This window comes from Slackia equolifaciens, from assembly GCF_003725995.1.
GTDB classification, from domain to species: Bacteria; Actinomycetota; Coriobacteriia; order Coriobacteriales; family Eggerthellaceae; genus Slackia; species Slackia equolifaciens.
The window spans coordinates 14,937-35,813 of record NZ_QIBX01000002.1 but is presented as its reverse complement, the minus strand read 5'-3'; the positions used below and the strand labels follow the sequence as shown (position 1 = coordinate 35,813).

Annotated in this window: 16 protein-coding genes; 5 read left to right on the top strand and 11 right to left on the bottom strand. The window is 62.3% G+C overall.

Translation table 11 applies throughout. The annotated features are described in order from the left end of the window. Positions 1-67: 67 nt before the first annotated feature. The 6 genes from DMP06_RS02015 to DMP06_RS01995 all read right to left on the bottom strand — a co-directional run bounded on the left by DMP06_RS02015 (position 68) and on the right by DMP06_RS01995 (position 8,702). Entirely contained in the window at positions 68-1,078 is a 1,011-nt protein-coding gene (locus DMP06_RS02015; RefSeq protein ID WP_123208083.1) for a PP2C family protein-serine/threonine phosphatase, read from the bottom strand. A 136-nt stretch (positions 1,079-1,214) separates the two neighbouring features. Then, entirely contained in the window at positions 1,215-3,434 is a 2,220-nt protein-coding gene (locus tag DMP06_RS02010; protein ID WP_123208082.1) for an AAA family ATPase, read from the bottom strand. An 808-nt stretch (positions 3,435-4,242) separates the two neighbouring features. Further along, the gene (locus DMP06_RS02005) at positions 4,243-5,082 is read right to left on the bottom strand and encodes a 4Fe-4S single cluster domain-containing protein (protein ID WP_161957795.1); all 840 of its coding nucleotides are present in this window, start codon (positions 5,080-5,082) and stop codon (positions 4,243-4,245) included. A 214-nt stretch (positions 5,083-5,296) separates the two neighbouring features. Then, a complete protein-coding gene (locus DMP06_RS11400; RefSeq protein ID WP_161957794.1) occupies positions 5,297-6,100 on the bottom strand; it encodes a hypothetical protein in 804 nt (267 codons plus the stop codon). A gap of 3 nt (positions 6,101-6,103) precedes the next feature. Beyond that, positions 6,104-7,666, bottom strand: a complete 1,563-nt coding sequence (locus DMP06_RS02000; RefSeq protein WP_123208080.1) for a hypothetical protein — start codon at positions 7,664-7,666, stop codon at positions 6,104-6,106. Between the two features lie 400 nt (positions 7,667-8,066). Beyond that, positions 8,067-8,702, bottom strand: coding sequence for an IMPACT family protein (locus tag DMP06_RS01995; protein ID WP_123208231.1), 636 nt, complete (start codon positions 8,700-8,702; stop codon positions 8,067-8,069). A 189-nt stretch (positions 8,703-8,891) separates the two neighbouring features. On the opposite strand from DMP06_RS01995, the gene trpS reads away from it, so the two are divergent. After that, a complete protein-coding gene (gene trpS / locus DMP06_RS01990) occupies positions 8,892-9,941 on the top strand; it encodes a tryptophan--tRNA ligase (protein WP_123208079.1) in 1,050 nt (349 codons plus the stop codon). 150 nt (positions 9,942-10,091) lie between these two features. Here trpS and DMP06_RS01985 read toward each other — a convergent pair whose 3' ends face one another. Then, a complete protein-coding gene (locus DMP06_RS01985) occupies positions 10,092-11,021 on the bottom strand; it encodes a virulence RhuM family protein/type II toxin-antitoxin system death-on-curing family toxin (protein ID WP_123208078.1) in 930 nt (309 codons plus the stop codon). Between the two features lie 81 nt (positions 11,022-11,102). Between DMP06_RS01985 and DMP06_RS11290 the strand changes: the two genes are divergently transcribed. Beyond that, on the top strand, positions 11,103-11,324 hold the full coding sequence (locus tag DMP06_RS11290; RefSeq protein WP_148042476.1) for a hypothetical protein: 222 nt from the start codon (positions 11,103-11,105) through the stop codon (positions 11,322-11,324). A 52-nt stretch (positions 11,325-11,376) separates the two neighbouring features. Here the strand turns inward: DMP06_RS11290 and DMP06_RS01980 are convergent, their stop codons facing one another. Further along, positions 11,377-12,066 (bottom strand): HAD family hydrolase, encoded by a 690-nt coding sequence (locus DMP06_RS01980; RefSeq protein ID WP_123208077.1) that lies wholly within the window; start codon positions 12,064-12,066, stop codon positions 11,377-11,379. Positions 12,067-12,345: 279 nt separating this feature from the next. On the opposite strand from DMP06_RS01980, the gene dtd reads away from it, so the two are divergent. Further along, entirely contained in the window at positions 12,346-12,792 is a 447-nt protein-coding gene (dtd, locus tag DMP06_RS01975; RefSeq protein WP_123208230.1) for a D-aminoacyl-tRNA deacylase, read from the top strand. Between the two features lie 163 nt (positions 12,793-12,955). Then, a complete protein-coding gene (locus DMP06_RS01970; protein ID WP_123208076.1) occupies positions 12,956-13,285 on the top strand; it encodes a putative heavy metal-binding protein in 330 nt (109 codons plus the stop codon). Between the two features lie 98 nt (positions 13,286-13,383). Here the strand turns inward: DMP06_RS01970 and DMP06_RS01965 are convergent, their stop codons facing one another. Together DMP06_RS01965 and DMP06_RS01960 are read right to left on the bottom strand one after the other, a co-directional pair. Further along, positions 13,384-14,937, bottom strand: a complete 1,554-nt coding sequence (locus DMP06_RS01965; RefSeq protein ID WP_123208075.1) for a DNA-deoxyinosine glycosylase — start codon at positions 14,935-14,937, stop codon at positions 13,384-13,386. Between the two features lie 281 nt (positions 14,938-15,218). Further along, complete coding sequence (locus tag DMP06_RS01960; RefSeq protein WP_123208074.1) at positions 15,219-15,620, bottom strand: YbaN family protein; 402 nt, start codon at positions 15,618-15,620, stop codon at positions 15,219-15,221. 243 nt (positions 15,621-15,863) lie between these two features. Between DMP06_RS01960 and recN the strand changes: the two genes are divergently transcribed. Beyond that, a complete protein-coding gene (gene recN / locus DMP06_RS01955; protein ID WP_123208073.1) occupies positions 15,864-17,528 on the top strand; it encodes a DNA repair protein RecN in 1,665 nt (554 codons plus the stop codon). 1,108 nt (positions 17,529-18,636) lie between these two features. Here the strand turns inward: recN and DMP06_RS01950 are convergent. Continuing rightward, complete coding sequence (locus DMP06_RS01950; RefSeq protein WP_245962328.1) at positions 18,637-20,790, bottom strand: HelD family protein; 2,154 nt, start codon at positions 20,788-20,790, stop codon at positions 18,637-18,639. Between the last annotated feature and the right edge of the window lie 87 nt (positions 20,791-20,877).

The following is a 20,877-nucleotide window of genomic DNA, read 5'->3' as shown; positions in this document are numbered from 1 at the left end:
GAGCGCGGCGCATGCGTTTGAGGCGCTGCTTGGGCGCACTCCAGTTGGCGTATGTCGACCGCATGCGTCATTCGTCGCACTGCTCGGCGACGCGTACGGCGATGATGGTCGCATCGTCGTATGAGCCTCGCTCGCGCGCCTCTATCGCGATGGCGCTTAAGGCGTCGGCCAGGCCGGCGGGCGAAGCTACGCCGTCGAGGGCCTGCTCAAGATCTTCTTCCTCTATGTATTCCCAGATGCCGTCTGAGCAAACGGCATAGATGTCGCCGTTTGCGATCGGCATGGGGTTGGCCAGGTCAAACGGCCAGGCGCGATCATTGATATGGGCGCTGGGAATAGGGTGTCCGAGGCTGCGGGTTATCGTGTGCGCTATATCATCCGGCACGGGATGGCCGGGATGCTCGTCGCGCCACTGCTCGGCGAGGGAGTGATCGTGGGTCAGGCGCATCGCATAGGGGGCGCGGTATCGGTAGGCGCGCACATCGCCCGAGTGGAACGTGTGCGCTCGGCCCTGCTCGTCGAAGGCCACTCCCGCTGCCGCGCAAAACCCGATGCGTTCGCCGCGGTGCCTCGCTTCGAGGACGATATCGTTCGCCGCTCGAAGGGCGCAGGCTAGTCCGCCTAGCCATTCGGTTTCCTGCTCGGATGCACGCTCTTCTTCGGCGGGCGCCGCCGGATCGCACTTTCCCGAGGCGAAGGCACGGGACTCGCGCGCGTTCGCGTAGCCGCACTCGTCTTCGGGGCTCAAACGTCGATCGGCATGCGGCGTGCTCTCGGATTCTTCCATCGGCTTGCCCTGCTGCTGCGCCGAAGGCGGTGTTCGCATCGCATTGCCCGGCTGCAGGCCCGCCTGGGCGCACGCGAGGCTGAATCCGGCGAGGGCCGCGCCGGCCGCCTGCGCGCCGCCGCCGTGCCCTCCTACGCCGTCGAACACGATGAACGCTCGCGACGCCTCGTCTTCGCCGCATACCACGGCGTCGCTCTCGGGCGGCAGCGATCGCATGCCAACGAGCGCGCGGTCTTCGTTCGCCTCGTGGTGGGTGCCGCGCAGGCTGATTGCTGCATACTGGAGTTTCATCGGGATGTCCTTCCTGCTGGTAGGCTCATGCATGGGTTCGTTTTGCGGGGCGGCCGTGTCATGTCGTCTCGCGCCGTTCTGCATTCATGCCGATTTATGCATCGACGCGCTGCGTGTATGCGGCTGCTTGCGATTGCTACGCTTTCGTGAACGACACGCCGTCGTTCGATGCCTCGGCGCGCACGGTGTCGCCTTGACGGCATGCACGATCGAATACGAAGCTCGCAAGGGGGTTGAGGAACCGCGCCTCCACCAGGTTGCCAATGCCGCGCCCGCCCTTCTCTCGCACTTCGGGCGCGAGGGCCTCGCGGCAGAACCATGCGATGCAGGAATCGGCCACATCTACGCGGATGCCGCTGCGAGCCGCCACGTTGGTCGCGATTTTGCCCAGCTGCGCGCGCACGATGAGCCCGCTTGCCTCCTCGCTGATGTAATCGAACACCACGATGTTCTCGCCGATGCGATTCAGCACCTCGGGTTTGAAGTGCACCGCCATGGCATCTTTGACCTTCTGCTCAATCTGGTCGTAGGGCTCGCCGGGCTGCACGATGTTGCGGCGCCCCACGGCGCGGCCGTGCTCGTCGAGCACCTCCTCGGAAATGCCCACGTTGCTGGTGAAGAAGATGATCGTCTCGCTGAAGTACACGGTGTTGCCCTGGCCGTCGGTCATGCGGCCGTCTTCAAGGATCTGCAGGAATTTGTCCATGATAGAGGGGTGCGCTTTTTCGATCTCATCGAACAGCAGCACCGAGAACGGGTTGGATTTCACGGCATTGGTAAGCTGTCCTCCCTGCTCATAGCCCACGTATCCCGGAGGTGCGCCAAAAAGCTTCTGGTCGGAGTTTTCGGATGAGTACTCGCTCATGTCGAATCGCAGATAGCTTCGCTCGTCGCCGAACAGAAGCTCGGTTACGGCTTTGACCACCTCGGTCTTGCCGGTGCCGGTGGGGCCCGCAAGAAACAGTACGCCTTTGGGCTTGGTGCCCGAGGAATGCTGCATGCCGGAGAACCCCATGACCGAGCGCTTGAGCACGGTGACGATCTTCTCGATGGCGCGGTCCTGGCCTTTCACGCGGCGGCGAAGCGCCTCTTCGGGGTCCTCGCGCAGCTTGTCTGCCACATCGGCCCAACGGTTTTCCTTGATGCCGTATTTGTATACGTCAACAAGCTGCGGCATGTCGGCGGGTATCGTGTTGCTTTTGAGCGCAAGGCGGCGCAGCTCGTCAACCTCAGCGAGCTTCATGGAGTCGGTCACATCGATGAACTTCTCGCGCTGCTTGTCCATGGCGGAGGGCTGCAGGGCGGGGAAGCTCGCGGCAACGAAGGCGGCGCGGCAGGCGCGATCGGGATTGGGGAGCGCTATGGTGCGTACGTCGGGGTTGCCGGCGAAGAACCAAGGGGGTACGTCGGCAACCTTGTTCACCACGAGGATGAGCGTGTTTCTGTTGGCGCCATCGCCGCGGATGGAGTCCATGACGCCCAGCATCAAGTTCATGAATACGGCGTTTTCCTCGGTCGAAAGGTCGCTCGGGCGCGCCGAGAGACGCGAGGCGAACGAGAACACGCATGCGATGGACTGGGGCTGTGCGGGGGTTTCGTTCGTCTTGGAAGCCGCGGGGGAGGACTCTGTAATCGGACGGCCAGGCTGCGAGGCCTGCGGCGTTGTGCCGAGGTCGCTCTGCGATGCTTGCGGCGCCGACCCCGTACCGCCTGGGCGCCCCGCGAAGGGAAGGCGGCTCGCAATCCCTCGTTGCTCCTCGAGGCGGCGCGTGAGCGCGGCGCGTACGATGAGGGAGTTGTGAACCAGGCGGTTGTCGGCATAGGATTCTTGGCGGCGCGACGGGTTGAGGGCCTCGGTTTCTTTACGCAGGCGATCGGCCTCGCGGCTGGCGGATTCCAGCAGATCGGGCAGCGCGGGGTCGCCCAGGGGGTTGGTCATGCCACGTAGGGGGTCGCAGTAGAGAAACCGATAGGCAGGCGCATCGACTCGGTTCTGGCCGTTGAGCGCACTGCTCTGGCGGATGCCTTGATTTGCGGGCGCGTCGATTTGATTTTGGCGGAGGACAGAAGCGGTATCGTCCTGGTTAGCGCCTGGGTCGTACGTGCCTCGGCGGGAGGTCGGGGCGCTCATGTCCCGATCGATGCCGCTGCCGTCTCGTGGCGGGCGCTTGCGGGCCGCTCCGCGCTCGAACAGGCGGGGCAGCAGCTCTTCGAGCTCGAGGAACGCAGGCGTGGCGCCGGGCGCTTCGGTCTCGTAAAACGGGTATCGATCGTGAACGTTTCCCTCGATGATGAACGCCGATTTGATGCCTACAAAATTCTCGATTTCCTTCTGCCACGGAGGGGTGAGTGCCATGGTGACCTCCCTGTTCGTCTTCTTGAGCTCGACTGTGCTTCGACGCTAAATAATCCGGTCGCGATCATCTTAGGGGCGTGCTGGGGTTGGCGGAAATCCTCCGTCCTTTTGTGCAAAACCGCAGTCCGCGGGCGAAAGCAAGCGGAGCGAGGGAAAGTCGTCCGCGGGAGCTTGACCAGCGGTTCTCTTTCGGCTGCGCGCTATCAGGCGCGCGCCAATCGCGGCGGAGGCAGTTCGGCGGACGCTTAAGCCATGAGGACGGTTGTTGTGAGGATGCAATGGGATGGAACTGGGGGTGCGGCAGGCCAACTGCCTCGTGGACAATTTGGATCATCGGGCAAAGGCTGGCTGGACGATGCCGGATTGGAGCCTTGGGACCCTTTCCACGGCCCAATCGGGCTGGCTCTGCTGAGGTTGGGCGCGCGGGGTCATTCCGCGACGCTGAAACCGGGATTTCGGAGCGCGCTTGCAGCAAAAAGGCTTGCTATGCGGTATTGCCAGATAAACAAACGGCGATTTGCTGCCGCATAAACTTCGCTTCGCAACCGCGTAAAAGTCGTCCCGCAAACAAACAGCGATTTGCTGCAGTTTTCGCGAGGTGCCCTGAGTACACCGCCGTTGGACTTCGCGTTTCCCCAGTTCACGGCCTCGCACGAATTGGGCTACTCGAAGGGGTATCCGAAAACTGCAGCAAATCGTCGTTTGTTTCAAGCGGGGTTCCTAATGGGGTGCCTAATGGGGTGCACAATGGAGCACATTGGGGCGTATTGGGGTGCGCCGAGCGTTCGCACTCGGTGTTTTCGCCGCTCTATGCCGGCTGCGTTGTGGTTGGGCGTCCGTGGATGCCGATAGACATGAACGTGTCGCCGAAGTGAACGTTCTGGATGCGGCGCGGCTGCTTAAGCGCGACGTCGTAATCGCCCTGCAGGCTTTCGGAGAACACGTGCACGATTTGGTTTGAAGAGCCGCGAAGGGGGCACGCCCCGTCGTTGAGCGATTCGACATAGGGTCCGTCGATAAGGGCGTCAACGCAATCGAGAGCCTCCTTTACCGCGGCGCGTACGCGCGCGTCCTCGATCCGGTCGGACTGCTGTCGTCCGTTCGCGCCGGGCTCATCGCGGGATTCATGTTCGCATGGCGTGCAGCAGGATTCACGTTCGTATAGCGCGCTGAGGCGCTCGCGGTCGCTCGATGTGCGGCTCGGCTCGTGCGCGCATGGCGTGCGGAGGGGTTCGCTGTCGTATGGCGCGTGAATCGGCGTGTCGCAAGGTACGGCGGCATGAGGCATTCCCTGGAGTTCGCGTTTGGACCCATCGGCAAAGGCGCGCAGGTTGTCGAGCGTGTAGCCGGTGTAAACGAGAATGTCTTTGAAGTGGGGGCGAATGGCGGCGAGCACGCGCACGAGCGATTCGGGCTGCTCGAAGGGGTCGCCGCCCGTGAATGTGATGCGTTGGATGCCGGCTTGTCGCGCCATGCCGATGAGCGCCTCGGAAAGCCGTGCATCGTCGATGTCTTTGGCCGGGTCGTTGCGCCACAGCTCTGGATTCGCGCATCCTTCGCATCGCTTGGAGCAACCAACGGTCCATACGGCAATGCGTGTGCCGGGGCCTAGCGTTTCGACGGGTGCGTATGCGCGATCGATAAGCATGAGAGGTTCTCTCCTGAGGTCTTGGCGGTGGATGCAAACAAAAACCCACCTGGGGTGGCAAGAAGCTTGACGTGGAAGGCGGTTGGATGGTTTGGGGCGCCTGAGGGAGATGCCTGTGGCAACTCCCTCAGGCGCTACGGACGGGCATGGAAGGCGGATGCCTGCGTTTCGCGCCCGCGCAATGTTGCTATACGCAAAACGGCCGGAGCTTTTGCTATGCGTATAGCGGTTGGGGAGCGCAGCGCGAGATGCTGGCGGCGTCGAGGGGGTCGAAGCATGCGGGACACGCATCGATGCGGTCATCGGGCGCGTCCATGGGATAAGCGGCGCCGCACACGGGGCATCGCACCACCCACCCGATTTGCCTGGGCGCATCGGACTCCTCCTCGGGATTCGGGGCGTCGCCTGTGGAATGCCCTTCGCCGCAAGAACCCGCTGCAGCCGCATCGGGCTCGTAAGACTCGTCTTCCCACGGCTCTGCAGGGTATTCGGGGTCGGTAACGGCTTCGCGTGCCTCGGTGTCGTCTGCCGCTTCGTTCTCGAAGCGTCGCGAGACGTTGAGCGGGGGGTCGGCTTCGCGCGGCGCGTAGACTGTTGCCGCGGGGGGCGTGGCCGGAGCACCTGGCACCACCTCGATGCGAAACAGCATGTCGGCCATGCGGAGCTTCTCGCCGCCCATCACCTCGCGCGGCATGTCCGGCTCAAGCGGCGCCCAAACTCCGGCGGCATCGATTTCGGTCTTGTGGCGTCCCACGAACTCGAGCGTCCAGGTGCCGTTCTCATGCGCTTCAGCAACGAGATGCACGCGCGATACGCGCGGCGAAAAGCTTTCGGGGCAGAAATCGCCAGCGCGGCCGATGATGCCGCCGGGTCGGGCGACCTCTATACGCTGCTTGGTTCTCAGGTTCACCAGCACGAGGCTGCCCGCGTGTTCGCTGTGCGAGGGGGCTTGCGCGCCGCACGCTGCGCAGACGGCGGCGCTATCGTTGTTGGCGAATCCGCATCCGCATTCCCACATGGCCTACCTCATCTCTCTCGTGCGCGGCTTTTGGGCGGGGCGTCGACGGCTGCCGGAAGGTTGTGCGGGAACGGTGACGTATTTCGTGCCCGTGCTGCTCTTCTTGGCTGATCCGCGCGCTTTGCCCGTGCCGCTTCCCGGCGCGTTTGCGCGCACTTTTGCCTTTGGATCCATGCGTTTGGTGGCGGGCGCTGCGCCATGCGTTTTGCCTGACGCGAAGGTGATGGCCTTGCAATGACGCACGTTGGGCGCGGCACGGTGAACCACTTTGTTCACGACGCCGCGTTTCGCGAGGTCGTCGGCTATTTCCGCATACACCGCGCAGAAGCGCGTCTGGGCGGCAAGCAGATCCTTCGCATCCGGCGCGTTCGCTGCGGCATCCATGCGGTCGTGGCTTAAAGCCCCCGATTCGCCGCGCACGCCCACCACCTCGAGCATCATGTCGCCGTCATTGGTGAAAAACGCATGGATGCCTGTAGGGGCAGAATCGCCGTTCGAGGCAGAGCTTGTGAACATCAGGTGTTCGCCGCGTGCGGTGCCGGAGAAATCCACGGAACGTACCACGTCATAGCCATGTTCGCGCATGACCTCATCGATGCAGGTGCGGATATAGCGCTGCTCGTCGCGCTCGTGTACGACGGCTTCCAATGCGTCAAGCCGGGAGAACACGGCATCGGCATTTTTGAATGCGGGAGGTCTTGTACCGGCGGCCGAGCCGAGCTGGGCCTCGAGCACGCGGATGCGTGCGAGCGCTTGCGCCAGCGGCTTTTCCTGCGATGCCATGCGGGATTGGATGATGCGCGCTTGGGCGGTGAGCCCCGCGATCTCCGCCGAAGAGAGGGGCGCGCCGTGAGCCGCGGCGTTCTCCGCCGCCTTGGATGCGCATCGGGCAATGGATGCGAGCGCCGCGCGGTCGGCTTCGAGCGTCTCGGCACGCGTGATGATCGCGCGAGCTTCGTCGAGGATGCCCATGAGGCATGCCACCTCGTCGGCCGAGGCGGACGCCGTGGGCGATACGTCGGTCTCGTTCGAGGCGAGGGAAGCGCGCGACCCGGGCTGCCGAGCGGAGATCAAAGTCTTTGCGGTTTCGGCGCGGGCTGCCGCGGCGGTCAACGCGTCCAACGCTGCGGCTACTTCGTCGGAGGAATCGCCCCGCTTCATCGCGTGGGCGAATGACGAGACGCTCTCGTTTTCGGCGGCGCTCGTTTGGGCGCGCCTGATATGCTCGATGACGGGCGCCATCTTCTCATGCGCCTGGGAAACGATGGCGTCGAGGTCTGCGGCGATGTGCCGTGCGTGCCTCTCTGCCGTATCGGGGCTGTCTCCTATGTCGAAGGCGGCTGCCGCATGGATGGAATCCACCGCTTCCGAAGCGATGCGCTCAAGTTGGCGAGATGCTTCACCGAGCCCGTCGTGGGTTCTTGCATAGGCGCGCAGCTCGGACTCCAAGGCCTCAACCCTGATGAGGGCATTTGTCTCGGCGGTTGTCACGCGGTCGCGAGCGCGCTGGAGGCGCTCCTTGATTTGCCGCTCGACACTCAAATCGCTGGTTTTCGGTCCGCTCATGGTTCGCCCTCGTTTTCGCTTCATAGTGCTATCGGATTGATTCCGACGCATCTCTGATTCCGTTCGAAGAAATCCTACGTATGGGGTAGGGCTTCCGCCATTCCACGGCGCTTTTGCGCAAAACCTGAGGCGTATATAGGTGGGCACGTACGCACGGCAGCCGAACGGGCGGTGCTGGAGCGCATGGTGGCGGGGCGGACGATAGCGAAACGGCCGGTAGCCGAATGGGCGATGGCTGAGCGGCGGGCAGTGAGAGAGGCGCGCGATGGCGCACATATGCGGCGGCGAAGGCGTGAAAGCGAGGGACGTGACGGCTGGGCGGCGTTGGCAAAACGGGCAACGCTGGAGTGGGGGATGATAAAGCGGCGGGCGGCGATAGTGCGGTCGTTTGTGAGAGGGGCTAAAACGCTGCTTCCACGGGACCGCTCACGAGCACATCCTCCTTGCCGCGGAAGAGCTCGGTGAGCTTGGCGAGCAAGGGTTCCTGCGTGCCGTCGAGCATGCGCAGCGTGATCGTCACGTCTTCGGCGTAGGAGGTATCGAGCGTCTTCGCGCCGCAGTCGTCCGCCAAGCGCGCCGTTTGTTCGTAGAGTGCGTACGGCGTGCGTACCCGAATGTCAACGCAGCGGGAAACAACCACGATCTGTGCCGCTTCGATGGCGGCCTGCGTTGCTTGGGTATAGGCGCGCACCAGGCCGCCCGTGCCCAGGAGCACGCCGCCGAAATAACGCGTGACCACGCAGGCCACGTCCGTGAGGCCGGCGTGCTGAATGGCCTCCAGCGTGGGAAGGCCTGCGGTTTTCTGCGGCTCGCCGTCGTCAGAATAGCGGACGCGCCCCACAGCGCCGGCTCCGCCTTCGCGCAGCACGTAGGCGTACACGTTGTGACGCGCCATACGATTCGCGGTGCGGATCTCCTCGAGGAAGCCGAGCGCGGCGTCCTCGGTCTCCACGTGGGCGAGGCTTGCGATGAAGCGGCTCTTTTTCTCTATGATTTCGGCCTGCGTGCGGCCTTCTATGGTGGTGTAAGAATTCATGGTGCCCACTATAGCAGAGCGGGGCGTGATAACGGAGCGTGGCGTGCTGGACGTGCGGGGCATCGCGTCTGGCGGGATGCCGTTTTGGTCGTACGGCTCTTGCCCTTGCGCGCCGCCGCGCTCGTTCGTGGTACCATAGCGCTCGTTATTGTGTGAAACGCGTATTCCGCAAGATAGAGAGGTCTTCCCATGCCTAATGAAGGAAGCTTTGAGGCCAGCCTCAAGCGTTCGAACGCCATTCGCGCCGACTTCGCGGAGAATCCCGGCAAATACCGCATGCTTACGGGCGACCGCCCCACGGGCAGGCTGCATCTGGGCCATTACTTCGGCAGCATCATGCATCGCGTTCAGATGCAAAACGCCGGCATCGATAGCATGGTGCTTATCGCCGATTACCAGGTGATTACCGATCGCGACACCACGGCCAACATTCAGGACAACGTGTACAACATGGTGATGGACTACATTGCTGCGGGCATCGACCCCGAAAAGACCGTCATATACACGCATTCCGCCGTGCCCGCATGCAATCAGCTGATGCTTCCGTTCTTGAGTCTTGTTACCGAGGCGGAGCTTTTGCGCAACCCAACCGTGAAGGCCGAGATGGAGGCCAGCGGACACGAGCTTACCGGTCTTTTGCTCACGTATCCCGTGCATCAGGCCTGCGACATTCTGTTCTGCAAGGCCAACGTGGTGCCGGTAGGTAAGGACCAGCTTCCGCACATTGAGGTCACGCGCAAGATTGCGCGCACGTTCAACAACCGCTACGGTCAGGTGTTTCCTGAGCCCGAGGGGATTCTGTCCGACGCCATCGAGATTCCCGGCCTTGACGGGCGTAAGATGTCGAAGAGCTACGGCAACTCCATCATGCTCGGCGCCACCGAGGAGGAGACGGCCAAGCTCATCAAGAAAAGCAAGACCGACGGCGAGCGCCGCATTACCTTCGACAGGGAGAACCGCCCGGGAGTATCCGCCTTGCTGACCACTGCGGCTTTGTGCACGGGCCGCACTGAGATTGAGATAGCCGAGGAAATCGGCGATGCCGGTGCCGGCGCGCTCAAGAAGTATGTGACCGAGAGCGTGAATGCGTTCCTCGCGCCGCATCGCGAGCGCCGTCGCGAGCTCGAGCGTGACCTTGATTACATCAAGGACGTGCTCCACGAAGGCAACAAGCGCGCCAACGAAATCGCCAACGCGACGCTTGACGAGGTGCGCGAAGCGATGGGCATGGTGTATTAGGCCTAGAATCGCAGCTGAGCGTTCTTCACTAACAAGAAAAAGACGGCACGAGGGGGCAGGTTATGCCCCCTCTGTATGCGATGCATCTTTGCCGTAGCAGCCGGGCGCGTCCACGCCTAGGTATGCCCCCGGCATGCGATGCATCCTCTTTTACGGAACTAGGAAGTTCATCACAAGCGAAATCATGGCTTCCTTCTCCTCGGGCTTCGATTCCGCAATCATGATCGTTACGGCGACGAGCGTGCTATCGGCAAGCCGCTTCTCTCCGCTTTCGCCGAAGAGCACGCCGTTTTTATCCAGGAAATACAAGAACAAGGCGGCTGCGATTCGCTTGTTCCCATCGGAGAACGAATGGTTCTTCACGATGAAATACAGCAGGTTCGCCGCTTTCTCCTCAATTGAAGGATAGATTTCCACGCCGCCGAACCCCTGGTAGATAGCGCCCAGCGTGCCTTTGAACGAATCGTCTTTCTCGTTGCCAAACAGGCTGCTTTCTTCACCGAAGCGCATGGAATCGATGAATGTGCGGCATTCTTCGTATGTGAGCACATAGGCGTTTTTGCTCCCCCGAGGGCGCGCGAGCGTTTGATGATCATAGTCATCCAAGAGGTCAAGTGCTCGTGTGTAGCACTTGACCACATCGAGCACTTGCTGCGCATCGAGGCGGCCTGGAAGCCTGTCCATGACGTTGACGATTTGGCCGAGCTGCGCCAATCGCTTCTCGTTGGCGGCGTAGCCTTTTATGACGTATTGCTTCAGGACGCTTGTTGCCCAGCGCCTGAATTCAACGCCTCTTTGCGATTTCACGCGATATCCAACGGAGATTACCACATCGAGGCTATAGAGTGTAATTGGCTTATCTGAGCTGGCAATATGCATAAATTGCATATTGCTCTCCCTGTCGATTTCTCCTTCCGAGAAGGCATTGCGGATATGGCGGGAGATAACCGATTGATCTTTCTCGAACAGCTCCGCCATTTGAGCCTGACTGAGCCAGGCCGTTTCTCCGTCGAAGTCAACGGGGAGGCTTATCGTTTGATCCGACGACTGAAATAAAACGATTTCGTGCTGAGAAGGCATAGGAATCCCTCCTTGGATGATGGTGCACATGTCCCACGGGAGCGCTCGTTTGATGCTTTCATTATCGCAGAGCAAGGCGGCATGTCAATAAAAATACAAACATATGTTCTCAAAACTTCTATTGAATCTCGCCATGGCCCCATGTGCCCGTGGGGACGATCGCATAAGCGCTCTGGCGCGAGCTGGCGCCCGCTATGGACCCATGTGCCCGCGGGGTCGACGGGCGAGCGGTTCGACGCCGTGGACGAGGCGTCGTGGACCCATGCGCCTACGGAGTCGACCTCGTGCGCGTTGATGGCGTAGTCGGGAGTCAACGTGGACTCGCGTACCTATGGGGTCGATTCTATCGAGCTCTTCAGCGGGCTCTTCGGGGCTCGCGATGCGACAAGAGCGCATCCACCAGCTCGTCGAAGGTGCCGCACGCATGGGTGGGGCGTTCGGCGGCCAGACGGGTTTCGGGGAACATCCCCCAAAGGACTGCGGCGGTTATGCATCCCGCCTCGCGCCCCGCCTCCATGTCAAAGGGGCTATCGCCCACGAATGCGCACTCGGAGGCGCTCATCCCCAATAGCTTTGCGCCAAGCTCAACGGGTTCGGGGTGCGGCTTGTGGTGCTCGCAGGAATTGGCTCCCACCAGGCAGTCGAAGTATTCGGCGACGCCTAATATCTCAAGGCCGTGTTTCGCGAGCGGGCTCATTTTAGACGTGACCACGCCCATCGAGAACCCCGCTTCGCGCAGGCGTTCCAGGCCGTCGCGTACGCCGGGGAACAGCGTCACCGCCTCGTCGTGGTGCGCATGATTGAACTCGCGGTACACGCGTAAAAGCTCGTTTTGTACGGCGGGGTCATCGGAGAAATCACGCATCTGCACCGCAAGCGGCTGCCCCACCTTCGCCATCAGCACTTCGTCGGGCAGCGCGGACCCCAGCACCTTGTGCGTTGCGTGCCGAAACGACGCCAACAGCAGGTCGTGGGTGTCGACGAGCGTGCCGTCGTTGTCAAAAAGGATTGCTCGCACGGCGGTTGATTCGTTCGTGTCTGTCATGGGAACCCTTTCTTTCCTGGCCGCTCCTGCCTGGTCGCGTCGTGTGCGGCTTGTCTCATGCGCATGGGGCGCCGTGTTTGATGCGCTGCGTGCGATTCGCGTGGGACGCAGGCGGCATCTCGGCCACTCGTGAGGGCCGCGTGGGCTCTCCGCGAAAAGCGGTGCTTCACGCCCTCCGAGCCCGCATCGTATCGTAAGATGCTTTTCGAATTCTACGGTATGGAAGATGCTGCGGACATATTCAACATATGTTGCGTCGCAGCAAGCAAGGAGGACATCATGAGGGCACTGGTGCAACGCGTGACCCAGGCGAGCGTTACGGTGGAGGGCGAGGTCATCGGGAAAATCGGGAAAGGTTTTCTCGTCCTGCTCGGCGTGGGGCATGACGATACCGAGGAGCAGGCGCAAAAGCTGTGGGCGAAAATCTCCAAGATGCGCATCTTCGAGGATGAGAACGGCAAGACCAACCTGAGCTTGGCCGACGTGGAAGGCGAGGTGCTGGTGGTAAGCCAGTTCACGCTGTATGCGAACTGCAAGAAGGGCAACCGTCCCTCGTTCACCGATGCGGGCGCGCCCGACGAGGCCAATCGCTTGTACGAGTATTTCGCGGGGCTTGTGCACCGCGACCTTGGGCACGTCGAGACGGGCTCGTTTGGCGCGCTGATGCAGGTCGCGCTTGTGAACGATGGCCCCTTTACCGTGTGGCTGGATACCGACGTCCTATAGGGAAGGCGGGACGCTTGCGATCCGGCAGGTTCGTTGCGGGTGTCGTTCGGCATTTCTGTCATCCACGGCAATCTCATCGATATGTTGCGGCTTTGTTGACGAAATCTTGTCATATGAGCCGTATGATAGGCGCATCGCCATCGAATCGACGAAAGGAATGGCCATGATCGTTACTACCACCCAAGAGGTCGAAGGCTATCGTATTACGGGCTATTATGGCATCGTGTTCGGCGAGGTCATTACCGGCGTGAACTTCCTGCGCGATATCGGCGCAGGCATTCGCAACTTCATTGGCGGACGCTCTGCCGGCTATGAGAACGAGCTGCTGAGCGCACGCGACGAAGCGTTGAGCGAGATGCAGCGTCGCGCAGGAGAGATGGGCGCGCATGCCATTGTGGGCGTCGACCTTGATTACGAGGTGCTGGGTGCCGACGGCAGCATGCTGATGGTGACCGCAAGCGGCACCGCCGTAACGCTAGCGCCTGAGGACTAGCGGCAAGGTCTGGGGCCTGTCGGAAGCATTGTCGAAGCGCGGCACAGTGCGGGTTGCATCGTGCCGCGCTTTTGCGTTTTAGGCATGGTGCGTGGCTTTTAGGCCCACGGGTCGCGCTCGAAGAGGGGTTCGGGTTCGGGACGACGGTCGGAGTAGGGGTCGTACCCATCGTCGTCCTCGGCTTCTGCACGTATGAACTCGGCGTTTGCCTTTTGCGCCGCCGCGGGCTTGCAATCGGGGGACGCGGGCTTTATCGCAGCGTGGCCGTTGGCGTTCTCGCATCCGTGCGCTTTCGCGGAGGCGGAACGCTGGGAATTTTCGGCGCGCCTTCCGCTCGCGCCACCCTCTTCGAGAACATGCGGAAGATGGGGCTCGATGTAGGCGATGGGAGCTATGCGCACGTCGCCGCAGAAGGCGAACGCATAGGGTGTGGAAAGGCCGGGCTTGAGCGTCATCATGGTTACGGTGAGGTCGGCTTTCATGCAGGGTTCGGCGGCTTTGCCCGTTTGCGCCGAAAGCCCGCTGGGCACGTCGGCGGCAACCGCAAGAGCCCCTTTGGCCCTGCGTGCGTTTGCGGCCTCGATCCATGCGCCATACGGCTCGCGCACCGTATTGCCTGAGAAGCCGGTTCCCAGAATCGCGTCGATGATGATATCCGCCGCATCGAGCGCTTGGGCGAGTTCGCGATGCGCAGGCGTCACGAGAATGCTTGCGGGGGAGAGCTGCGCGGCCGCGTGCAGCGCCGCTTCATGGGCGGGCTCGGCGTCGATGTCCTCGGGGGCGCGCGGCGTGATCACGCACACGTCGCACCCGCGCTGTGCGAGGTATTCCGCCGCCACCCAGCCGTCGCCGCCGTTGTTTCCCGACCCGCAGAGCACGACGACATGCGGGAGCGCGCGGCGATCGGCCTCGGGGAGGTTCGCGGCCGTCGAAGGCGCCGTCTCGGCGGGCGGCTCGTTGTTTCCGCCGGTCGCGTTGCTGCGAACGGGCCTTTTCGTCGATGCCTCGCGTCGTGCTTCGAACTCATCCAATGCGCATTTCGCCAGAGCCCGTCCAGCTCGGCGCATAAGCGCGGAAAGCGGCGTTCCCGAGGCGGCGATTGCCTGCTCAAGCGCCACAACCTGCGGCACGCTCAGCGTGATGGGTTCCTCCCTTGGCGCATAGGGAGCAAGCGCCGCTCGATACGCCTCGACCAAGTCGCCGAGCCGTGCTTTCGCGTTCGCGGGGCTCGTGGAAGGCAGCGTTACGCATGGGACGCCGTATGCCTTTTGGCAGAACCTTGCATACAGCTGTCCGGCTTTCGCCCCCGTGGCGAACACGGCTTGGATGTCTGCCGCCTCAAAGACGCGCGAGAGATCGTTCGGATGCGCATTGCGGATGCTCGCGTCGCTTGCGCCCTCGATGTCGCACGAGGCAAGCACGTCCCACAGCGCGATTCTCCGGCGAAGCAGCAGGTCGCGCTTGTCCTCGATGGATTCGGGCACGGGCTCGTCGAAAACGGCCGCCAATACGCGCCAGAACCGGTTTTGCGGATGCCCGTAGAAAAAGCCCGCCGCGCGTGAGGCGGGTGAAGGCATAGTGCCCAACATGAGCACGCGAGAGTGCTCGTCGAAAACCGGATCGATGGCATGGTCGACATGGGTGGGGATCATCGTGCACCTTCGTTCGGGGGTCTGCGGCTAATAGGGCGCGAAGCGCAGGGCAGGCGCCAACCATCCTATGGTAGCACGTTGGTTGCGCAATGCTCGTGTTGGCGAAGTGTTCGTGCCGCCCATCGCACGCAACCATTCCCGGATGGATTTCGACGAAGATGTCCTAGCGCTGAGTACCGCCCATCTCGCACGCGAGTATTCCCGAATGGACTTCGATGAAGACGATCTAGCTGGGTACAACCCATCTCACGCACGAGCGTTCCCGTATGCGCGACCGACCCCTACTCTTCCTCGGCCGCCATTGGCTGTGCGGAGGGCGCCTCGCCAACGGTGGGGATGCGCACGCACATGAGCCACAGCAAAAACAGCGCGACGGCGCCCAGAATGACCCATACGATAGGTTTTTGCACGAGCACCGCGCTCACGCCCATCACGACAAACGAAACGCCCAGGATATGCAGCTTGCGCTTGAACGGGATGCCGCCTTGCTGCTGAAATGGGAGCACGTAGGATCGATAGATGCGCGTCTTGCACAGCCAGGCGTGGCAGCGCGGAGAGCTCTTGGCAAAAAGAAACGTGGCAAGGAGCACGAGAGGCGTGGTGGGCAGCACGGGAACGAATACGCCCAGCGCGCCGATTCCTAAAGCGATCCAGGCGCATACGAACAGGACGGGATTGAGCATGAGGACTCCTTTCGGGGTTCTCGCTAGAACGGAGCTGGTGTTCGGCCTGCGGGTCTTTGATCGGGCGCGCAGCCGCTGATTGCCTGACGATTGCGAGCATTCTACCAATGCACGTACGTCGGGGCACTACGTCGATTGACGTCTTTTCGCTTCACGGAAGTTTTATCATCGCGAGCGATTTGCCGGACGGTGAGAGGCCAAGGTGCGCGATAATGCCACAAAACGCAACTGAAGAGGTGCACCATGCTCGATGAACTTCACGTCCAAAACGTCGCACTCATCCGCGACGCATCATTTGCTCCGGCGTCCGGCCTGACCGTCATCACGGGCGAAACCGGCGCGGGCAAAACGGCGCTGCTCTCGGCGCTCAAGCTGATCGTCGGCGATCGCGCCGATGCGGCAACGGTGCGCGAAGGTGCGGCATCGGCCCTGGTGGAAGGTAGGTTCTTTGCCGGTTCGGCCGATGGCGAGGGAGTCGATGCGGGCGAGGACGGCGGTCATGTCGCCATGCGCAAGGTGAGCGCCGACGGGAGAAGCCGCGTAACGATGGATGGTTCCATGGCCACGGTTGGACAGCTTGCTGCAACGGTGGGCAAAAGCGTCGATCTGTGCGGACAGCACGAACACCAGCATCTCCTGAAGCCGGCGAACCATGTGGCAATGCTCGATGCGTGGGCGGCCGATTCGATCGCGCCCGTCTTGGATGCCTATCGAGCGGCGTTTGACGCGCAGTCGGAGGCCGCGCGCGAACTCGAACGCATCAAAGAGGCCGCGCGCACCTCGACCGAACAGCTCGAGCAGGCGCGATTCGTGCTGGCGCGCATCGATGAGGCGGCTCCGTCGCTCGAAGAGTACGAAGACATCATGCGCGAGCTGCCACGCGTAGAGAACGCCGAGGCGCTCGCGCAGGAGGCGGATGCCGCCTATTGGGAGCTTTCGCACGAGGGCGGTGCCGTGGATGCGGTTCGATCGGCGTTGCGCCACTTGGAGTCGGCGGGCGAGATGGACTCGTCGCTGGCGCCCCTTGTGGAAACGTTGACCGACGCGTCGTATGCTCTCGAGGATGCGGAGCGCGAGGTGCGCGTGTACCGCGATGGCATCGACCACGATCCTGCGGCTTTGGCGCGCATGCAGGAGCGCGCGAGTGCGCTGCAGGGTCTTATGCGTTCTTACGGCCCCCGGATGGAGGACGTGCTCGCTAAGCGCGAGGAGGCGGCGCGAACCGTCGCCGCGGTTGACGATGCCGATCGGCTGGTGGCTGCGGCGCAGCGGGCGTGCGACGAGGCCGAACAGGCGCTGCAGCATGCGGCGAAGGCGCTTGACGATGCTCGCGCAGAGGCTGCCCCCAGGTTCGCGGAGCTCGTGAATGCCCAAATGGCCCGTCTCGAAATGGGGTCTGCCGAGCTGGTGTGCCACCTTGAGGCGCTTGACCGCGCGCAATGGACGCGGACCGGCGCGTCGAAGGTCGAGCTTCTCTATCGCGCCTCATCGGGCATGACTGCACGCCCGCTTGCGCGCATCGCATCGGGCGGCGAGGTGAGCCGCGTCATGCTTGCGTGCAAGGTGGTTCTGGGTGCGGCCGACGAGCGTGAGACGCTCGTGTTTGACGAGGTGGACGCCGGCGTGGGCGGCTCGGTCGCCGTGGCGCTCGCCGGCGTGCTTGCCGACCTGGCGAAAACGCACCAGGTCATCGTGGTAACGCATCTCGCCCAGGTGGCGGTGCGCGGCGATGCTCACTATCTGGTTCGGAAGAACCCCGATGGCGCCGACGGCATCCCCGAGACCGAGCTCTCGCTTATCGCCGGCGAAGCCCGCGTGGCCGAGGTCGCCCGTATGCTCTCCGGCGATACGAGCGAAGCCTCTCTTTCTCACGCCCGCGAGATGCTCGCCGCCGTTCGGGGTCGCTAAGCCCGACAAGCCCATTGCGTCGGCGCGCTAGTCGACCCTGCGGCTGGATAAGCTTGGGGCAGACGCCCCCGCAAGCCCATTGTGCTGGTGTGCGAATCGACTCCAATGTCTCGTCGTGGTTTGATTTGTCCTGCAGAGTTTCCCGTTGCGCTCGGCCTGCTTTTTCGTGGCACAACATTGCGCACGTCGCATTCTCGCCATGCTGCGATCGTCCGCAATGTTGCGCCTCGTTCGTGCCGTGCGTCGTCCTTCGCGGGTATAATGTTTTGTCATGCCTGCGATTTCATCGCGCCGCAACTTTCTCATGCCGTGCCTTGGCTGGGTGTGTCTGAAACATCTCGACAACTTGCCGCTTCCCACCATGATTTCCTCATCGGAAGTGCCATGAGGGCGATGCAATTGAAACAAACGGCGATTTGCTGCAGTTTTCGCGCGCCTCCCGAAGTAGCCCAATCGGAGCGAGGCCGTGACCTGGGGAAACGCGAAGCAGAACGGCGGTGTACTCGGGGCATCCCTCAAAAACTGCAGCAAATCGCCGTTTGTTTTCAGGGTGACGTTCATGCTGCAGCAAATCGGCGTTCGTTTGCGGAGCAACGTTTGCGATACATCAAATCGGCGTTTGTTTGCAGGGTGACTTTTACGCGGTTGCGGAATGACGTTTATGCTGCGGCATATCGCCGCTTGTGCCGCTTGTTTCGCGGGATGCGTTCGGCGGGTGAAGAGAGAGGCGTGTTTTGCGAGGCAGGGTGAGGCAACGGAGCGCGATTTGCGCTTCAGAAGCGTAGGGTGAATTGTAGGTCGTGTTTTGTTAAGGCCAGAGCGTTTCGCGAGGGCGAGAAGCACATCGTGATTTGAAGCACATTCCACAAAAGAAGAGTGGATTCGCGTAATTTGTTAAAGGGAAAAGCGACCCCCGAGGCTTCGCGGTGGGCGAGGAGGCTTCAGGGGTGTTTGGAGTGGCGCCCATCGGCAGGCAAAAGTCTCCAGGGCGCCACCTGGCAAGTCGGCTGGCTTGTGGCACGGGGCGCCACCTGGCAGATTGGCCGGCTTGTGGGCGCTGGGCGTCATCTGGCAGGTCAGCTGGCGCCCGGACGCTCTCTTGCAGATATCAGCCTTTAAGCAGGGGCGTAATTGAACCCTGGGCGAGGATGGTGATTTTCCGCGTGGCGCGCGAGATGGTGGTGTAGAGGCGGCGTCGAGCAAGGTCGTTTTCGCCGAACGTTTTCACGCTCGCATCGGGAATGATCACATGGTCGAATTCCAGTCCCTTGGCGAGCGGAAGCGTGATCACGAACACGCCCTCGTCGGGCATGGAATGCCTTCCGTCCACCAGCAGCGGCGCATCGTCGCCCAGCGCGGCGATCAGCTTGCGTGCTTCCTGCTTCCACGGCACTATGATCGCGGTAAGCCCCTCGTCCTCGCGCGTTCGTTCGATCGCATTGCGCAGTTCGGCCAAAAGCCTTTGCTCGTCAGGGCATTCAATAAGCTCGGGCTCCTCTTCGGCGCGCTGGATGGACTGCACGCGCACGCGATCGTCGGGCGGCATGAGACGCGTGAACAGCGCGGTGATGCCGGGAGCCGAGCGATAGCTGGTCATGAGGCGACATTCTTCCACCTCGCCGCGCATGGCTTCGAACGCGGCGCGCACCTCGGCAAACGAGGCGGTGTTGGGCTTGATCGCCTGGTTCTCGTCACCCAGCAGCAGGAAATGCGCTCGGCGGAAAAATCGCGCGAGCACGGCAAGCTGGGCGCAGGTGTAGTCCTGCACTTCGTCGATCATCACGTACTTGGCGTCAGCGTTGCCCATGCCGGTGAGGGCCATCTTCAGATAGAGCCATGTGACGGTTTCGATGCTCTTCTGGCCGGTCAGGCGCATGCCGATGCGGTCGACGCGCAGCCATTCGTCGCGCGCGACCGTATCGTAGGCGTCTGCATGTTTTTGGCGAAGGTAGGCGAGCGTGTAGGAGCGCACCTCGGCATCGGTCTGGGGGGCAATGGTTTCGTGGAATATTTCCACCTGCTCGGGGATAGAGAGCTCTTCGACCTCCATCTGGGCGGCATCGGTGGCTGCCATCTGCTTCAGGCGCGCCTCCAGGCGAATCTCGAGCTCCTCGCGCATGAGCGCCACAAGGCGCGGGCCGGCGGGAATGCGACGGTATTTCGCGGCGAGCTGCGCAATCTGCGCCGCAGGAATCAGGCGCACGCCGCAGCTTTCGATATCCTTGAAATCGTGCTGTTCGAATTCTACGTTGCGCACCAGATCGTCTATGCGCAAAAGCTCTTCAATGGGCACGTTGAGCTCGCCGCCTGCACGCCCCTTGGGCATGAGCGTGGCCGCGAATTCGTCCCAGGTGATGCACTCGGGGTTCTTCTCGCCCATGTCGGGTAGCACATTGTCGATATAGCGGCGGAACACCGGGTTGGGCGTGATCAAGAACACCTGGCTTGGGTCGAGCTCGCCGCGGCGCTGATAGAACAGGTACGCGATGCGCTGCAGAAGCACGCTGGTCTTGCCGCTGCCCGCGATGCCGCTCACCAGCAGCACGGGCACGTCCTCGTGGCGCACCACCGTGTTCTGCTCCTTCTGGATGGTGGCGGTGATGGCCTGCATGCGCCCGTCGCGCTGGCGCGAGAGCGACGCCAGGAGCAGGGAGTCCTGAATGGCCACGTCGGTGTCAAAATAGGCGTTGAGTGTGGCATGGTCGATGTCGAACTGCCGGCGTAGCTGCATATCCACGTGGATGTCGCGCCCGTTGGCTCGGTATGTGGTGGGACCTAGGTCCTGGTTGTAATACACCTCGGCAACGGGGCTGCGCCAGTCCACCACCAGACGCTTGTACGATTCATCGGACGCGCCGGCGGCGCCGATATAGAGCTCCTTGGGCGGTTGCCCCTCTTTGAATTGCAGGACCACTTTGGCGAAATACGGCTGATGCAGCAAGAGGCGTGCGTCGTTCAGGCGCTGGAAGTTGATGTTTTCGGACATGTTGTACATGTCGATGATGCGGTTGGCGGCTGCGATGTCGGCGTAAGTTTCCGAGGCATCGTCGTCGGTTTCCAGGTTGACGCCGAACTCGTCGGCCATAGCCTCTTTGTCGGCTGCGACGGCCGCGTGGGTTTTGGCGATTTTGGCGAGCAGGACGCGCTCAAGTTCTTCGAGCGCCGCATAGGTTTCGTCGAGATGCGCCTGCTCCTGGTCGAACACGGGATCGTGCTCGATGTCGTGCGGCGCGGGGGCGGTAATGCCGGAATCATTCGTCACGATGCTGCTCCAATCTTTCGGGCGGCTTCTGGCTGCCTTGTCGCGTGCGATGCGGGGCGCGCGGCGCCTCTGCGGCGCTGAGCACCG

Excerpts from the sequence above, each read along its gene's own strand:
- DMP06_RS02015 (WP_123208083.1), bottom strand. The coding sequence starts at position 1,078 with ATGAAACTCCAGTATGCAGCAATCAGCCTGCGCGGCACCCACCACGAG.
- DMP06_RS02010 (WP_123208082.1), bottom strand. The coding sequence starts at position 3,434 with ATGGCACTCACCCCTCCGTGGCAGAAGGAAATCGAGAATTTTGTAGGC.
- DMP06_RS02005 (WP_161957795.1), bottom strand. The coding sequence starts at position 5,082 with ATGCTTATCGATCGCGCATACGCACCCGTCGAAACGCTAGGCCCCGGC.
- DMP06_RS11400 (WP_161957794.1), bottom strand. The coding sequence starts at position 6,100 with ATGTGGGAATGCGGATGCGGATTCGCCAACAACGATAGCGCCGCCGTC.
- DMP06_RS02000 (WP_123208080.1), bottom strand. The coding sequence starts at position 7,666 with ATGAGCGGACCGAAAACCAGCGATTTGAGTGTCGAGCGGCAAATCAAG.
- DMP06_RS01995 (WP_123208231.1), bottom strand. The coding sequence starts at position 8,702 with ATGAATTCTTACACCACCATAGAAGGCCGCACGCAGGCCGAAATCATA.
- trpS (WP_123208079.1), top strand. The coding sequence starts at position 8,892 with ATGCCTAATGAAGGAAGCTTTGAGGCCAGCCTCAAGCGTTCGAACGCC.
- DMP06_RS01985 (WP_123208078.1), bottom strand. The coding sequence starts at position 11,021 with ATGCCTTCTCAGCACGAAATCGTTTTATTTCAGTCGTCGGATCAAACG.
- DMP06_RS11290 (WP_148042476.1), top strand. The coding sequence starts at position 11,103 with ATGTCAATAAAAATACAAACATATGTTCTCAAAACTTCTATTGAATCT.
- DMP06_RS01980 (WP_123208077.1), bottom strand. The coding sequence starts at position 12,066 with ATGACAGACACGAACGAATCAACCGCCGTGCGAGCAATCCTTTTTGAC.
- dtd (WP_123208230.1), top strand. The coding sequence starts at position 12,346 with ATGAGGGCACTGGTGCAACGCGTGACCCAGGCGAGCGTTACGGTGGAG.
- DMP06_RS01970 (WP_123208076.1), top strand. The coding sequence starts at position 12,956 with ATGATCGTTACTACCACCCAAGAGGTCGAAGGCTATCGTATTACGGGC.
- DMP06_RS01965 (WP_123208075.1), bottom strand. The coding sequence starts at position 14,937 with ATGATCCCCACCCATGTCGACCATGCCATCGATCCGGTTTTCGACGAG.
- DMP06_RS01960 (WP_123208074.1), bottom strand. The coding sequence starts at position 15,620 with ATGCTCAATCCCGTCCTGTTCGTATGCGCCTGGATCGCTTTAGGAATC.
- recN (WP_123208073.1), top strand. The coding sequence starts at position 15,864 with ATGCTCGATGAACTTCACGTCCAAAACGTCGCACTCATCCGCGACGCA.